Source organism: Hymenobacter daeguensis (assembly GCF_054780555.1).
Window position 1 is genome coordinate 88,448 of the sequence record NZ_BAAGWC010000010.1, and the last position, 15,993, is coordinate 104,440.

The 15,993-nt window shown below is 64.5% G+C and carries 10 protein-coding genes; 6 read left to right on the forward strand and 4 right to left on the reverse strand.

What is annotated here, in order from left to right:
* The first annotated feature begins 1 nt into the window (after window position 1).
* Window positions 2-6,478 carry an Ig-like domain-containing protein gene (locus ACYVHT_RS12940; protein WP_460552179.1) on the forward strand — a complete coding sequence of 2,159 codons (6,477 nt, stop codon included), beginning with the start codon at window positions 2-4 and terminating at the stop codon, window positions 6,476-6,478.
* Between the two features lie 101 nt (window positions 6,479-6,579).
* Here ACYVHT_RS12940 and ACYVHT_RS12945 read toward each other — a convergent pair whose 3' ends face one another.
* A complete protein-coding gene (locus ACYVHT_RS12945) occupies window positions 6,580-7,527 on the reverse strand; it encodes a Ppx/GppA phosphatase family protein (RefSeq protein ID WP_460552182.1) in 948 nt (315 codons plus the stop codon).
* Window positions 7,528-7,662: 135 nt separating this feature from the next.
* Window positions 7,663-8,547, reverse strand: coding sequence for a class I SAM-dependent methyltransferase (locus ACYVHT_RS12950; protein ID WP_460552185.1), 885 nt, complete (start codon window positions 8,545-8,547; stop codon window positions 7,663-7,665).
* 108 nt (window positions 8,548-8,655) lie between these two features.
* Between ACYVHT_RS12950 and ACYVHT_RS12955 the strand changes: the two genes are divergently transcribed.
* Both ACYVHT_RS12955 and dapF read left to right on the forward strand, forming a co-directional pair.
* Window positions 8,656-10,479: a peptidoglycan D,D-transpeptidase FtsI family protein gene (locus ACYVHT_RS12955; protein ID WP_460552187.1), complete on the forward strand. Its 1,824-nt coding sequence runs from the start codon at window positions 8,656-8,658 to the stop codon at window positions 10,477-10,479.
* Between the two features lie 166 nt (window positions 10,480-10,645).
* Window positions 10,646-11,446, forward strand: coding sequence for a diaminopimelate epimerase (gene dapF / locus ACYVHT_RS12960; RefSeq protein WP_460552190.1), 801 nt, complete (start codon window positions 10,646-10,648; stop codon window positions 11,444-11,446).
* A gap of 75 nt (window positions 11,447-11,521) precedes the next feature.
* Here the strand turns inward: dapF and ACYVHT_RS12965 are convergent, their stop codons facing one another.
* Entirely contained in the window at window positions 11,522-11,956 is a 435-nt protein-coding gene (locus ACYVHT_RS12965; RefSeq protein WP_460552193.1) for an organic hydroperoxide resistance protein, read from the reverse strand.
* A gap of 42 nt (window positions 11,957-11,998) precedes the next feature.
* Window positions 11,999-12,451 (reverse strand): MarR family winged helix-turn-helix transcriptional regulator, encoded by a 453-nt coding sequence (locus ACYVHT_RS12970; RefSeq protein ID WP_460552197.1) that lies wholly within the window; start codon window positions 12,449-12,451, stop codon window positions 11,999-12,001.
* 138 nt (window positions 12,452-12,589) lie between these two features.
* Between ACYVHT_RS12970 and ACYVHT_RS12975 the strand changes: the two genes are divergently transcribed.
* The 3 genes from ACYVHT_RS12975 (at window position 12,590) to glf (ending at window position 15,835) form a co-directional block, all read left to right on the forward strand.
* A complete protein-coding gene (locus ACYVHT_RS12975) occupies window positions 12,590-13,105 on the forward strand; it encodes a GNAT family N-acetyltransferase (protein WP_460552199.1) in 516 nt (171 codons plus the stop codon).
* Window positions 13,106-13,279: 174 nt separating this feature from the next.
* Entirely contained in the window at window positions 13,280-14,599 is a 1,320-nt protein-coding gene (locus tag ACYVHT_RS12980; RefSeq protein WP_460552202.1) for a glycosyltransferase family 1 protein, read from the forward strand.
* Between the two features lie 57 nt (window positions 14,600-14,656).
* Window positions 14,657-15,835 (forward strand): UDP-galactopyranose/dTDP-fucopyranose mutase family protein, encoded by a 1,179-nt coding sequence (gene glf / locus ACYVHT_RS12985; RefSeq protein ID WP_460552205.1) that lies wholly within the window; start codon window positions 14,657-14,659, stop codon window positions 15,833-15,835.
* Window positions 15,836-15,993: the final 158 nt, after the last annotated feature.

Genomic DNA, 15,993 nt, shown 5'->3' on the forward strand with positions numbered 1-15,993 from the left:
CATGCTAACACAACTATTTCAAAAGTCGCCGAAGAGGCTGCAGCGCCTGCTCACATCCTCCACGCGGCTGTTGGGCGTGGGTGCGCTGCTGCTTGGCAGCCTGAGCGCGCGGGCGCAGGTCAGCGGTGCGCAGGCCATTCCCTCGGCCGCATATCCTACGCTGGCCTCGGCATTTACGGCGCTCAATGCCCAGGGCGTGGGCACGGGCGGGGTCACGTTCAGCATTGCGCCGGGCTACACCGAAACGGCCGCGAACCTGGTCCTCACCGCTACGGGCACGGCCGCCAGTCCCATTGTGTTTCAGAAAGCAGCCGGCGCGGGGGCCAATCCCACCATCACGGCGGCCGCCGGAACTACTTCCGTACTGGACGAGATTATTGGCCTGCAGGGTTCCGATTACGTCACGTTCGATGGCCTGACGCTGGTGGACCCGGCCTCCAACACCACCGCCAGCGCCCAGATGGAATGGGGCTTTGCCTTGCTGAAAAGCGCGGCTCCCGCCGTGGACGGCTGCCAGAACGTGGTGGTGCGCAACTGCTCCATCACGCTGCAAAAGGGAACTGCGGCGGTGGGGATTTACATGGCCAACCACACGCCGGCCAGCACCACCACATTGGTGCCCACCACGGCCGCCGGCACCAACTCGAACAATAAATTCTACGGCAACACCATTGGCGGGGTCAACAACGGCATTTACGTGGTGGGCTACGCCTCGGCGAGCCCCTACACCTATTACGACCAGAACAACGAAATCGGGAGTGTGGTGAGTGGCACGGCCGCCACCGGCAACGCCATTGTCAACTACGGCAGTACCGCTACGGCTTACGGCATCTACAGCATTTACCAGAATGGCCTGAAAGTGCAGGGCAACACCGTGAACCCGACGCCGGCCGCCGGGGCCGCGCTGCCCACCAGCATTCTCTACGGCATCATGGTCGCGACCGGCGGCAACGCCGATATCCTGAGCAACACCTTGACGATGGCCTCGGGCAGCGTCACGTCGAACTGCTTCGGCATTTACAACGGCAGCGGCGTGAATGGCCTGGCCGGCGCGGCGGGCACCGTAAACATTGGCAACAACAGCGTGACGATGAGCTCGACCACGGCCACCACGTCGATTTTCTATGGGATACAAAGCGCGGCGGCGGTGGCCAACCTCAACATCTTCGGCAACACGCTGAGCAACTGGAGCCGCACGGTCAGCACCTCGGGCACCAACTACATGCTGTATGTGAGCACGGGTGCCACGGCCACGCAAAACGTGTACAACAACACCGTGAGCAACCTCACCACCACCGGTGCCTCCTCAAACGTGTACTGCATCTATGCCTTCCACAACTCAGCGGCGGCTGCGCAATACTATGACAACACGGTGCAGAACATCAGCAACGACGGCAACACCACCTACGGCATGTTTCTGTCGGGGGGCGCTGCGACGCTGGACGTGTACCGCAACCGCGTGACCAGCCTTGCATCCAATGGCCTGGGGCCCGTCATCTACGGCATCAACGTGAGTGCCGCTGTTACCAACGTGACCAATAACCTCATCGGCAGTTTCAATACGCCCAATGGGTCGGGCGTGGCCGCTCAAATAGGGCTATACCTGGGCGATGGCACCACGGCCAACGCCCAGTACAACAGCATTTACCTTAACGGCAGCAGCACGGGCGCCAACTTTGGCACCTCGGGCATTCAGTTTACCTCGTCGGCCACCACGCTCGTCACCCTGCGCAACAACATTGTGGTGAACACCTCGACGGCCGCTGGCACAGGGTATACCGTGGCGCTCCGCCGCCTCGGCGGCATCGGCGGCACGGTGCCCGCCAACCTGCAGGCGGCCACCAACAACAACCTGTACTACGCGGGCACGCCTTCGGCCAACAGCCTGATTTACGCGGAAGGCGGCACGGGCCTAAGCGCCCTCACCAACCCGCAGCAGACCCTGACGGACTACAAAAACTTCGTTGTGGGCCGCGACATCAACGCGGTGACGGAGAACCCGCCGTTTGTGAGCACGGCGGGCACCAATGCCAACTTCCTGAAAATAAGCACCACCGCGCCCACGCAGGTGGAGGGCGGCGGCCAGCCCATCAGCGGCATCACCACCGACTATGCCAATGCCACCCGCAGCAGCACCACGCCCGATATTGGGGCCTACGAAGGCAACTACCAGTCGGTGGACCTGAGCGGCCCCGCCATCACGGGGGCCACGCTGGCCAACACCAGCAGCCTCGCCAACCGCCCCCTGACCGTGACCATCACCGATGCCAGCGGGGTGGCCACGGGCACCAGCGCCCCGCGCCTGTATTACCGCCGGGGCGCCACCGGCCCCTTCGTGTTTGTGAACGCCGGCAGCGTGAGCGGCAGCCAGTACACCTTCACCCTCGACTACGCGCTGCTGGGCGGCAGCGCGGCGGTGGGCGACGTGATTCAATACTACGTGGCTGCGCAGGACCTGGCCGCCGCGCCCAACCTGAGCACCAGCCCCGGCGGCGGCAGCGGCCTCACGCCGCCCGGCACCACGGCCCCGGCCACGCCCAGCGCGTATCAGATTGTGGGCAATATGAGCGGCACCTACTACGTGGGCACCACCGCGCCGCCCGCCGGCACGCCCGCCGACCGCGTATTCGCGACCCTGACGGCCGCTGCCAACGCCTACAACCTCAACGTGCTGACCGGCGCTGCCACGTTCCTGCTGCTGGACAATGCCTACGGCCCGGCCGAAACCTTTCCCATCACCTTCAACGCCAATCCGTCGGCTTCGGCCACCAATACGCTGCGCGTCAGCCCCGCCCCGAACACCAACCCCGTCGTGACCGGCTCCGGCACGGCCCCGGCAGTGGTGCTGCTGAACGCCGCCAGCAACATCACCCTCGACGGCAGCAACACCGCCGGCGGCACCACCCGCAACCTCACCCTCACCACGGCCAACACGGGCACCAGCGCCGTGGTTTGGGTGGGCAGCCAGGGCATTGGGGCGGGCTCAACCAACATTGCGCTGCGCAACCTCAACGTGGCGGGCGGCAACACAACCAGCGCGTTTGGCATCTACGCGGCAGCCGCGCCCACTACGCCCACCGTCACGCCCAGCAACGCCGTGAGTGGCGACGACAACGACAACCTGGTTATCCAGAACAACGCCATTACGACGGCTTACGAGGCCATCTATGCCCGGGGCGGCAGCGTGAATACGGCCTACGACGGCCTGCAGATTGTGGAAAACCGCATCGGGGCCACGCTGTCGGCCACCGGCACCGTGGCGCCGGGCAACGTAACTTTCAAAGGCATCGACGTGCAGGGCGCTGCCGCGCCGCTCATCTCGCGCAACTTCATTCTGGGCATGGATGCCTCCGCCCTGAGCCTGAGCAATGCCGGCATCGAGCTGAATGCCAACGTGACCAATGCCGTCATCAGCCGCAATTTCATCACCGGCATCCATCAGCTCCAGGCCGGCGGCCGGGGCGCGTACGGCATCAACCTCGCTTCGGGTACCAATGTGACCAACGCGGAAATCTCGAACAACGTGATTTCCGACGTCCTGAATGCGGCGGGCACCACCAATACCGCTGCCAATGCCTTCGGCATTCGGCTGGCGGGCGGCACGGGCACCAGGGTGTACTACAATGCCGTAAACCTGTTCGGCACCATCACGCCGACCACGGCGCTGCCCGCCCCGACCAACAATACCGCCGCCTTCATCGTGACCTCGACCCTGGTTACCGGCCTGGATGTGCGCAATAATATTTTTGCCAATTCCATCAGCAGCACGGCCGTGGGCGTGGCCTCATATGCCGAGTACCTGCCGGCGGCCAGCGTGCTGGCCACCAGCAACAACAACGACTATTTTGTGAGCGGCACCAGCGGGGTGCTGGCTTACATCGGCAGCAATTTATTTACGCTGGCCACCCTGCAAACGGCTTCGACCAAGGACGGCAGCTCCGTCAGCCTCGACCCGCTTTTCGTGTCGGGCACCAACCTGCTGCCCGCCGCCACCGCGCTGGTCAGCGCCGGCACGCCGGTTTCGGTGACGGTGGACTACGCCGGCACCGTGCGCCCGGCCACCGCGCCCAGCATCGGGGCCTACCAGTTCACGCCCCAGGTTATCGACGTGGCGGCGAATGCGCTGGTGTCGCCGCTGAATTCGGCTTCCTCGACCTGCTTCGGGGCCAATACGCCGGTTACCGTTCAGGTGCGCAACAACGGCACCGGCGTGCTGGACTTCGCGGTCAATCCGCTCACGGTATCGGTCGTCATCAGCGGGCCGAGCAGCTCGACCCAAACCCTGACGCAGACCATCAGCACGGGCACTTTAGCGGCCACAGCTACCCAGAACATCACCCTCACCAGCCTGGCCAACTTTGCGCCGCTGGGCCTCTACACCTTCGCCATCAGCACTTCGGTGACGGGCGATGTGAACGCCGCCAACGACGTGCTGACGCCCGCGCCCACGCTCACGGTGGTTGCGCCGGTGGCCGGCACGCTGTCGCCGGCTTCGCTGCCGCTGTGCCTGAGCGGCAGCACCACGCTCACGCTGGCCGGCGCGGCCAACGGCAGCATTCAGTTTCAGCAGAGCAGCAGCGCGACCGGGCCGTTCACGGACATTGCCGGGGCCACCACGGCGGCCTTCACCACGCCCGTGCTCACCCAAACCACCTACTACCGGGCCCGGGTGAGCTGCGGCAGCAACGTGGCGACGTCGAACGTGTCGGAAATCACGGTGAGTAATCCCGTTATTTCCACCGCGCCCACGCCGGCCAGCATCTGTGCGGGCCGCACGGGTACGCTGGCGGCCACAGCCCCCGCGGGCGTGAGCGTGCGCTACTACACGGCTGCCACGGGCGGCACGCTGGTGGGCACCGGCAGCTCGGTGACCACGCCCGCCCTTACGGCCAGCACGACCTACTACGCCGAGGCTTTCACGGGCGGCACTGCCGTGGCCGGGCTCGCGGCCTACAACGTCAACGACGGGGTGTTTGTGCAGGCTGTGGCGACGGACTACGCGTTGGGCTTCGCGGTGACGCAGGTGGGCACGCTGACCTCGGTGGATGTGTACCCGACGGCTGCCGGGCCGCTGACCATCCGCCTCTACAGCGTGAGCGGCGGCCAGCCTGCGGGGATTGCCACCGCCGTGCCGGGTTCCGATGTGACCGTGACTGTGACGGCTGCACAGGTAAACAACCGCATTACGGTGCCGCTCAACTACGTGCTGGCCCCCGGCGAATACAAGCTGTCGAACCCCGTAGGCGGGCTGGGCCGGTACACCGTCTACACGGGCGTCAGCTATCCGATGACCTCGCCCAACGGGGTGCTCACCGTGCGGGGCTCGTATCAATTCCCGTCCGGCACTTTTTACCAGCCCACGACCTATAACAACTTCTTCAACCTCACCTTCACCAACGAGTGCGCCAGCGCCACCCGCACGCCCCTCACGGTGACGGTGACGCCGGGCCTGGTGGCTACGCTGCCTGCGGCCACCGCTACCAGCTGCGGCACCACGCCTTACCAGCTGGCCGGGGCCATTGCCGGCACGGCCACGGGCGCTACCTACACCGCCAGCGGCACGGGCACCTTCGCCCCCAATGCCACCACGCTGAACGCCACCTACACGCCCTCGGCCGCCGATGTGGCCGCCGGCACCGTGACGCTGACCCTGACCCCGACCGGTCCGGGCGCGGCCTGCACCTCTACGGGCCAGCTGGTGCTCACGCTGGCCACGCCGCCCAACACGGCTTTCAGCTACCCCGCCGGAAGCTACTGTGCGGGCTCGGCCGCAACCATTGCGCCGGTACTGGCGACGGGGGCCGTGACCGGCACGTTCTCGACCACGGGCACGGGCCTGCGCCTCGACCCGGTGACGGGCGTTATCAACCTGGCTACGCAGACCAGCAGCGGTACCTTCACCATCACCAACACGGTGACGGGAACCGGGGCCTGCAGCACCACCACCTCCACCGCGACGGTAACCATCAACCCGGGAATAGCCACGCCCACGCTCACGGTGCAGGCACTGCCGGGCGGCGGCGTGCAGCTGAGCACCAACCCGGTGGCGGGCGTGCTCTACCAGTTCTTCGTGGGCGGCCAGCCGGTGGGCCCGGCCAGCACCGCTTTCTCCCTGACGGTGCCCAATGTGCCGGTCAGCGGCAGCTATACCGTGGTATTGGTAGTGCCCGGCGGCTGCTCGTCGGCGCCCTCCACGCCCGTGCTGGTAACGGGCACGGCCGTGGCATCGCGCAACGGCGTGAGCCTGCGCGTATATCCCAACCCGACAACCGACGGCCAGCTGAATGTAGAGCTGGCGGGGGCGAACGTAAATGCCTCGCAGCTGACGGTACTCAACGCTTTGGGGCAGGTAGTGCATACCAGCACCGCAATGCCGGGCACGGTGCCGCTGAAACTGGGCCAGCTGGCGGCGGGGGTATACACCGTCCGCGTGCAAACCAGCCAGGGGGTGCTCACCCAGCGCGTGGTACGGCAATAACCCGGCTTGTATTGCGCACGAGAAAGCCCCGCCGGCAATTGCCGGCGGGGCTTTCTCGTGCGTGTGCGTGCTGGTGCGGCAGCTCGCCGGCCAGCGCGTGGCTACAGCCCCAGCATCTCGGCCAGCACGCCTTCCTTCAAGGCGTAGGCCGAGGTGCGGATGCGCGTGATTTCGGTGATGCCCAGCACGTAGTCAATCAGCACCGCCGCCACCACCAGCATATCGGCCCGCATGGGCAGGATGCCAGGCAGGGCCAGGCGCTGCTCGTGGTTGCCGCTGAGCAGGTGGCGGTAGCTGCTTTGGAACGATTCGAGGGCCAGCTCGGTGCAGGGCGGCAGCTGGGCTTCGGTGCGCAGCTGGCCGAGCTGCATGTCGGCCAGGCTGTCGAAACTGCCGGACGCGCCCACCAGGCCCACCGGTTTGTACTGCCGCACGGCTTCGACGAGCGGCGTGAGCACCGTGCTTAAATAGTCCTGCTCAGCCACCACGGCGGCGGCGGGAAACACGCCGCTGGGGTCGGGGAAGAACTTGTCGAGCAGGCGCTGGGCCCCGATTTCGAAGCTCTGCTTCCAGAAAATGGTGGTTTGGTTGGCAATGATGAACTCCACCGAGCCCCCGCCAATGTCCACAATCAGCTGGGCTTCGGTGCCCAAATCCACGGCCTGGCGCACGCCTTCGCAAATCAGTTCCGCCTCCCGCTGGCCGGGAATGACGTTGACCTGAATGCCGGTTTGCTCGAAGATGTCGCGCACCAGGTCGGGGCCGTTTTTGGTCACGCGCATGGCACTGGTGGCCGTGGCGCGCACTTCGCTCACGTTGTGCAGCTCCATTTCCTCCTTGAAGCCGGCCAGCGTGTGCAGGGCCCGGTCGTAGGCCGCCGGGGCGATGATGCCCTGGCTGATGCCGCCCTCGCCGAGGCGCACGCCCGCTTTGGTGCGCAGGATGGTGGTGGGCTTCTGGCCGGGCACGGTGGGCATTTCCACGATGAGCAGGTGGAAGGTGTTGGTGCCCATGTCAATCAGGGCAAGGCGGCGGGGATGGGTGTGCATAGCGGGGTTGTTTTATTCGTCTGTCATCCTGAGCGCAGCGAAGGACCTTATCACGTCAGAACAGTTGGGTGTTAATTCCAACCGCGCATACGTGATAAGGTCCTTCGCTGCGCTCAGGATGACAGAAAAAGTAGATTAGGTAGCAAACCGGCAGAACGTGCCCAGCGGCAGCTTGCGCTGGCCGGCATCGTGCAGGTAAATTTCGCCCAGCTCGCGCACGGCCTTCTGGCCGGGGAAAATGGCGGTGGTAAGATTGTCCAGAATCAGGGCCGAGAAGCCCAGCGAGTACAGGTTCACCACGAAGAAATGGTCCTCGGGGTCGAGCAGCTGCTGGCTGAGCTTGAGCATCTCATTCAGCTCATCTTCGAGCTGCCACTTCTCGCCGTTCGGCCCGCGGCCGTAGGCGGGCGGGTCGAGGATGAGGCCCTGGTACTTGCTGCCGCGCTTCACTTCGCGCCGCACGTACTTCATGGCATCTTCCACCAGCCAGCGCACGCCGTCGAGCTGGCTGGCGTCCATGTTGTCGCGGGCCCAGAAGTTCACCTGCTTCACCGAATCGAGGTGGGTGACGTCGGCCCCGGCGGCGCGGGCGGCCAGCGTGGCCGCGCCGGTGTAAGCGAAGAGGTTGAGCACGCGCGGCACTTTGGCGCGGCGCTTTCGGGTCTGGTTGTAGATGAACTGCCAGTTGGGGTCCTGCTCCGGAAACAGGCCCACGTGCTTGAACGACGACAGGCCGAGACGGAATTTCAGCTTCAGGCCGTCGGGGCGCTCGTAGGCAATGACCCACTGCTCGGGCATGCTGGGCTTGAGGCGCCACTGGCCTTTTTCGGTGGAGCCGGGGGCACGGGCGAAGGCGGCATCGGCCTTTTCCCATTCCTTGAGCGGCAGGTGCGGGTCCCAGATGGCCTGCGGCTCGGGCCGGGCCAGCACGTACTTGCCGAAGCGTTCGAGCTTCTGGAAGTTGCCGGAGTCAATCAGCTCGTAGTCGGGCCAGGGGGAGGTGGTGAGGAAGTCGTACATAAGCAGACGGCAAAGGTAGGGGGCGTGCCCAGCCCAATTCAAAAGGCCACCGTCCCCGTTCATCGAGGAAGCCCGGCCAAGCTGCCAGCAGAACACTAGCTTTGCCGGATGCTGCCCGCCAACCGCAAGAAGTTAGCTGCGTTACTGGTTGTTCTCCTGCTCGCCGGCCTGGTGCTGGTGCTGTGGTGGCGGCGCACGCCCGTGCCCGGCATCGGCGTTATCCTGCCGCACGACACCTATACGCCCAAGCGGGAAGCCTTCTGGCCGCACCGGGGCCGCATTCTGGACCGCAACGACTCGGTGCTGGCCTACACCGGCCCGCGCTACCTGCTGGTGCTGCCGCACTGGGGCCGGCTCGACTCTGCCCGCCTCAACCGCCTGCTGGGCTGGCCCGACAGCGCGTTTGAGTACCGCAGCCGCGACCTGCGCCGCCGCGAGCTGCCCCTGCAGCTCGACCTCACCCGCGCCGAGTACGACACCCTGCGCCGCCACCGGAGCGAGTGGCCCCGGCTCACGCTGCGCGAGTACACGGCCCGCAACTACACCACGCACGTGGCGGCACCCGTGCTGGGCTACGCTTATGCCAATGCCCAGCCGTTTCTGTCCCAGGCGCAGCGGCTGGCGCGGGGCCGCTTCTACCGCCTGCGCAACGGCGGCCTCGAAACCTACTACAACGGCTTGCTGAAGGGCACCTTCGGCGCCTACCACCCCTTGCTCGACGTGCTGAACCAGCCCCACGGCACCTGGGCCACCGATACCGTTTACCACCCCGGCCAGGACCTGCACCTCAGCCTCGACGCCGAATTGCAGGCTTACGCCGAGCGCATCATGCACGAGCGCAAGGGCTACATCGTGGCCCTGGACCCCGCCACCGGCGAAATCCTCTGCTACGTGTCGGCCCCGACTTACGACCCCAGCACCATCACCGCCCTCGGCCGGGGCCGCGAGCGCAGCGCCCTGCTGCTCAGCGAAGACATGCCGCTGCTCAACCGCGCCGCGCTGCAGGCCAGCCCGCCAGGCTCGGTATTTAAGCTGGTGAATGCGGCCGTGGCCCTGCAGCTGGGCCGCATCACGGCCAACACCGGCTTCCGCTGCGACCAGTCGCTCATCAACTGCGTGCACGACCACCCCAACGCCCGCACCCTCACCCAGGCCCTCAAGTACAGCTGCAATCCCTACTTCTACCAGGTGCTGCAAAAGGTGGTGGACAATGTGCCCGATACCCTGGCCCAGCCCGTCGATACCTGTGCCCAGCGCCACCTGAACCTGGCCGCCTGGACGCGCCACGTCCGGTCCTTCGGCCTCGACACGCTGCTGGGCGTCGATTTGCCGCAGGAGCGGCCCGGCTTCATCCCCACGCCGGCCTACTACGACAAGCGGCGCGGCCGCTGCGGCTGGACCTACGGCAGCATCTATTCCCTCAGCATCGGGCAGGGCGAAATCAACCTCACCGGCCTGCAAATGGCCAACGTGCAGGCCATCATCGCCAACCGCGGCTACTACTACATCCCGCACTTCGTGCGCAGCGTGGGCACCGGCGGTCCGCTGGCCCGCTTCCACGAGCAGCACCGCACGCTGGTCGATAGCGTGCACTTCGCCGAGCTGATTCCCGGCATGGTGGCCGCCCTGCGCCCCGGCGGCACCGCCGCGCTGGCTAATCTGGACGACGTAGGCATCAGCGTGGCCGGCAAAACCGGCACCGTGCAAAACGACGAAGGCGACGACCACGCCACCTTCGCCGGCTTCGCCCCGGCCGAAAAGCCGAAAATCGTGGTCGCCGTTTACATCGAAAACGCGGGCTACGGCGGCCTCTCCGCCGCTCCGTGTGCTGCTCTGATTATGGAGAAATACCTGCGCGGCAAAATCGCCAGAAAGCGCAAACGCTGGGAGAACTGGCTCCGCTGCGGCGATTTGGCCGAGCAGGGGCACTGAGGAACGAAATGCCGGGATGGCGGTTTATTTGCACCAGTCCGTCATGCTGAGCGCAGCCAAAGCATCTCTACCGCAGTGGTAATCCAATCGACACAACGAAACGGTAGAGATGCTTCGGCTGCGCTCAGCATGACGTTCTTGTAGAAACGACGAATAATTTTCCTCAATGCAATTCCACAAATACCAGGGCACCGGCAACGACTTCGTGATGATTGACGACCGCGCCCGTGCCTTCGACGAAACCGACCAGCCGCTCATTGCCCGCCTCTGCGACCGCCGTTTCGGCATCGGGGCCGATGGCCTGATTCTGCTGCGCAACAAGCCCGATTTCGACTTTGAGATGGTGTACTTCAACGCCGACGGCCGGCCCAGCTCCATGTGCGGCAACGGCGGCCGCTGCACCGTGGCCTTCGCCAGGCACCTCGGCCTCATTGGCGACCAGGCCCATTTCCTGGCCGTGGATGGCCCCCACGATGCCCGCGTGGAAGCCGATGGGACCGTGCGCCTCAAAATGATTGACGTGAACGCCCCCATCGAAGCCGAAGTAGGGGAGGAGGACGTGTTTCTGCACACCGGCTCGCCCCACCACATCCACTTCCTCGACCCCGAAGAAGGCCACAAGCTGGCCGAGTTCGACGTGTACGGCACCGGCCACGACATCCGCTACGACCAGGCCTACGACCCTGCCGGCACCAACGTCAACTTCGTGGAAGTGCCCGCCGACCCGGCCCACGCCTGGCCCGTGCGCACCTACGAGCGCGGCGTCGAAAACGAAACCCTGAGCTGCGGCACCGGCGTCACGGCCGTGGCGCTGGCCGCCTCGCGGCGCGGCGCGGTGTCGCCCGTGCGCCTGCAAACCATGGGCGGCGAGCTGGCCGTCTCGTTCGAGCCCCGTGCCGATGGCGGTTTCGAAAATGTGTGGCTGAGCGGCCCGGCCGTGCGGGTGTTTGGCGGCACGGTGGAATAAGGCAGAATGAATGTGTTACAAAAAAGGCCTCAGCTTGCGCTGAGGCCTTTTTTGTGATGCGCGTCTCCGCAGCGGTTACGCGTTGGTGGTAGTGGTCAGGGTCACCTCGATGTTGCCGCGGGTAGCGCGCGAGTAGGGGCAGATGCCGTGCGCGGCTTCCACCAGCTCCTCGGCCTGCTTCTGCTCCACACCGGGGATGTTGACGTGCAAATCGGCCGAGATGCCGAAGCCGCCGTCCTCGGCCTTACCGAAGCCGATGAATGCTTCCACGGTCACGTTTTCCAGGCGCACTTTGGCCTGGCGGGCAGCTACGCCCAGCGCACCTTCGAAGCAGGCGGCGTAGCCGGCGGCGAAGAGCTGCTCGGGGTTGGTGGCACCGGGCTTGCCGGGGCCGCCCATTTCCTTGGGCGTGCTCAGGGTCAGGTCGAGCACCTGGTTGTTGGAGGTAACGTGGCCGTCGCGGCCGCCTTTGGCCAGGGCCTGGGCGGTGAAGATTTTTTCGATTTTCATCGGGAATGGGTAAGGTAATTGGGGTTGAAATGGCGCTGGCGGCTAGGCCAGCTGGGTAAGCAAGTGGGCAAGATGGGCGCGCAGCGAAAGCACCTCGGCTTCCGACAGCTGCATTTTGTCAATCATCGCCAGCGGAATGTGTCCGGCCTGGGCTTCCAGCGCCCGGCCGGCGGGCAATAGCTCGATGATAACCGACCGTTCGTCGTGCGGAGCGCGGCGGCGGCTAAGCCACTGTTTCTGCTCCATGCGCTTGAGCAGCGGCGTAAGCGTGCCCGAGTCGAGCAGCAGCTTTTCGCCCAGCTCCTTCACCGTCAGCTGTCCGTGCTCCCACAGCAGCAGAAATACGAGGTATTGCGGGTACGTCAGGTCGAGAGCTTGCAGCAGCGGCTGATACGCCTTGGTAATCAGCCGCGACACGGCATACACCGGAAAGCAAATCTGGCTTTCCAGCTTCAGCAGCGATTCTTTGACGGGTTGGTTTGGAGCGGTTGGCATGTGGCGTCGCAAAGGTAAACGGATTCGGTTGTGTAATGTTTGATTGTACACAATTAAATTTAAGCCTCCCCCCGGCCCCGCTCCCCAGGAAGCGGGGCCGGGGGGGGAGGCAACCCGCAGCAATACCTTTGCCACCCCATGCACCTGCGCGCCCTTGAACCCGACGACCTCGAATTTCTCTATGCCCTCGAAAACGACCCCGATATCTGGGGCGTTTCCGATACGCTGGTGCCGGTTTCGCGCCATGCGCTGCGGGAGTACCTGGAGCACGCTGCTGCGGATTTCTACGTAGTGCGGCAGCTGCGGCTGGTGATTACTACGGAGATTGGCGGCCCGGCCGTGGGCGTCGTCGACCTCTTCGACTTCGACCCGCTGCACCAGCGGGCGGGCGTGGGCATCACCATTCTGGCCCGGGAGCGGAAAAACGGCTACGCCCGGCAAGCCCTGGAACTGCTGAAAAGCCACGCCCGCGGGGTGCTGCGCCTGCACCAGCTTTACGCCACCGTAGGCACCGATAACCCGGCTAGTATGCAGCTTTTTGAGGGCGCCGGCTTTCGTCGGGTGGGCACCCGGCTGGCCTGGCTGCGCACGCCCACGGGCTGGCAGGACGTGGTGGAATGGCAGTTGCTGCTGGCCGAGCCGGGCAGTATCTGAAAATCAGATTAGCCGTATATCTTGCTGAGAATGTGAAGAATTGGTGAGGTCTGGCAAAGTAAGCTGGGCCATATCCTTTGGGCGAAGGGCTGCGTATAGGATAGCAAGCGCCCCGGCCTGGCAGGTGAGAGTCCCTCCGGCGCGGCGCGAAACCCCCTTTTCCTGTTCATTTTCATGCCCCCTTCTTCGACGGTGGAAGCGCCCTTGCGTGCCTCCGCCACCGCTGTCCGGCCCAGCGATTCAGCCGCCGAAACCACTGCTCCCTACACGCTCCCCGACCTGGTTTGCTTCGCGCACCTGCACTGGGATTTTGTGTGGCAGCGCCCCCAGCACCTCATGTCGCGCTTTGCGCAGCAGGGCCGGGTTTTTTACGTCGAAGACGCCTTTTTTCACAACGATGACCTCATCGAGCCGCACGTTGAAATCAAGGAGCGGCAGCAGGACGTGAAAGTGGTGGTGGTGCACCTGCCCCACCGCCTGCGGGCCGACGAAGCCGCCGCCGACCAAGCCCAGTTCGAAGTGCTCAGCCATTATTTCAATGAGCAGGGCGTGACCAACTACCTGTTCTGGTACTACACGCCCATGGCCTTGGGCAAGTCGCGCCAGTTTGTGCCTAAGCTCACCGTATACGACTGCATGGACGAGCTGGCCGCTTTCAAATTTGCGCCGCCCGAGCTCAAAAAGCGCGAGCTGGAGCTGTTCGACAAAGCCGACCTCGTGTTCACCGGCGGCCACACGCTCTACGAATCGAAGCGTGAGCAGCACCCCGACGCGCACCCCTTCCCGAGCAGCATCGACAAGGACCACTTTGGCCAGGCCCGTGGCCCGCTGGCCGAGCCCGCCGACCAGGCCGGCATCGCGCATCCGCGCATCGGCTTCTTCGGCGTGGTGGATGAGCGGCTGGATATTGAGCTGCTGCGCGAGCTGTCGCAGAGCCATCCAGAGTGGCAGTTTGTCATCATCGGGCCGGTGGTGAAGATTGACCCGGCCATTTTGCCCCGCACCGCCAACGTGCATTATCTCGGCGGCAAAGACTATAAGGAACTGCCCGCTTACCTGAAGGGTTGGGATGTGGCGACGCTTTTGTTTGCCGATAACGAAAGCACCAAATTCATCTCGCCCACCAAAACGCCCGAGTACCTCGCCGCCGGCAACCCCGTGGTGAGCACGCCCATCCGCGACGTGGTGCGGCCTTACGGCGACCTCAACCTGGTGCAGATTGCCGACAACGCCGCCGACTTCGGCAAGGCCATCCAGGCCGCCCTCACCCAGCGCGAAGACGCCGACTGGCGCCAGCGCACCGACGACTACCTGGCCACCATTTCCTGGGACCAGACCTGGCAGCAGATGGTGGACCTGATGCAGGACCGCCTCTGGGCCAAAGCGCCCGATGCCTCCACGACCCTGGTCGAAGGCAAGCCGCTGGTTGCCGCCAAGGTATCGGAAGTTGAGCTGCCGCCCGTTGCGCCCGCTCCCGAAAGCCGGCCCCGTTAACCAACCCCCATTCCCTCCCGATAGAGTCCTTTACCACATTCCATACCCATACGCACCATGTTTGATTACCTCATCGTTGGGGCCGGTTTTGCCGGCAGCGTGCTGGCCGAGCGGCTGGCCACCCGCAGCAACAAAAAAGTCCTCGTAGTTGACAAGCGCAGCCACATTGGCGGCAATGCCTACGACCATTATAACGAGGACGGCATTTTGGTGCACAAGTATGGCCCGCACATCTTTCACACCAATTCGAAAGACGTGTTCGACTATCTCGGGCACTTCACCGACTGGCGGCCGTATGAACACCGCGTGCTGGCCTCGGTCGATGGCCAGCACGTGCCCATGCCCATCAACCTCGACACCATCAACAAGCTCTACGGCCTGAACCTGACCAGCTTCGAGGTGGAAGAATTCTTCGCTTCGGTGGCCGAGCACGTTGACGTCATCAGAACGTCGGAAGACGTGGTGGTGAGCAAAGTAGGCCGCGAGCTCTACAACAAGTTTTTCAAGAATTACACCAACAAGCAGTGGGGCCTCGACCCCTCGCAGCTCGATAAGTCGGTGACCTCGCGCGTGCCCACCCGCACCAACCGCGACGACCGCTACTTCACCGACACCTACCAGGCCATGCCCCTGCACGGCTACACCCGCATGTTTGAGAACATGCTCAATCACCCGAACATCAAGGTGATGCTGAACACGGACTACCACGAAATCATGGACTTCATTCCGTTTAAGGAAATGATTTTCACGGGGCCGGTGGACGAGTATTTCGACTTCAAATTCGGCAAGCTGCCCTACCGCTCGCTCGAATTCAAGCACGAAACGCTGAACAAGGAGAAGCACCTGGCCGCGCCCGTGGTGAACTACCCCAACGAGCATCCCTACACGCGCATCACCGAGTTCAAGGCCCTCACCGGCCAGGACCACCCCAAAACGGCCATCGTGTACGAGTACCCGCAGGCCGAGGGCGACCCGTACTACCCCATTCCGATGCCCGAAAACGCCGAGCTGTACAACAAGTACAAGAAGCTGGCCGATGAAACGCCGGGGGTGCATTTTGTGGGCCGCCTGGCCACCTACAAGTACTACAACATGGACCAGGTGGTGGCCCAGGCCCTCACGCTCTACAAGAAGCTGACCGAGAAAGAAAACGCCAGCAAGCCGGTACTTCCCGCCATTTCGGGCAGCACGGCGCTGGTGGAAAAGCTCATCAGCCGCTCGCCGAAACAGGAGTAGCACGGTAGCGTGGACTCTGCGAGTCCGCGTCTCGCCGCCAGGCGGCGAATGTGGGGCTGCCAGAAAGCACGCGCTATTATGCTAACGACAGTTCGCCGCAACGCGGCGAGACGCGGACTCGCAGAGTCCACGCTACAGAAAAAGCCCCGCCAATTTGG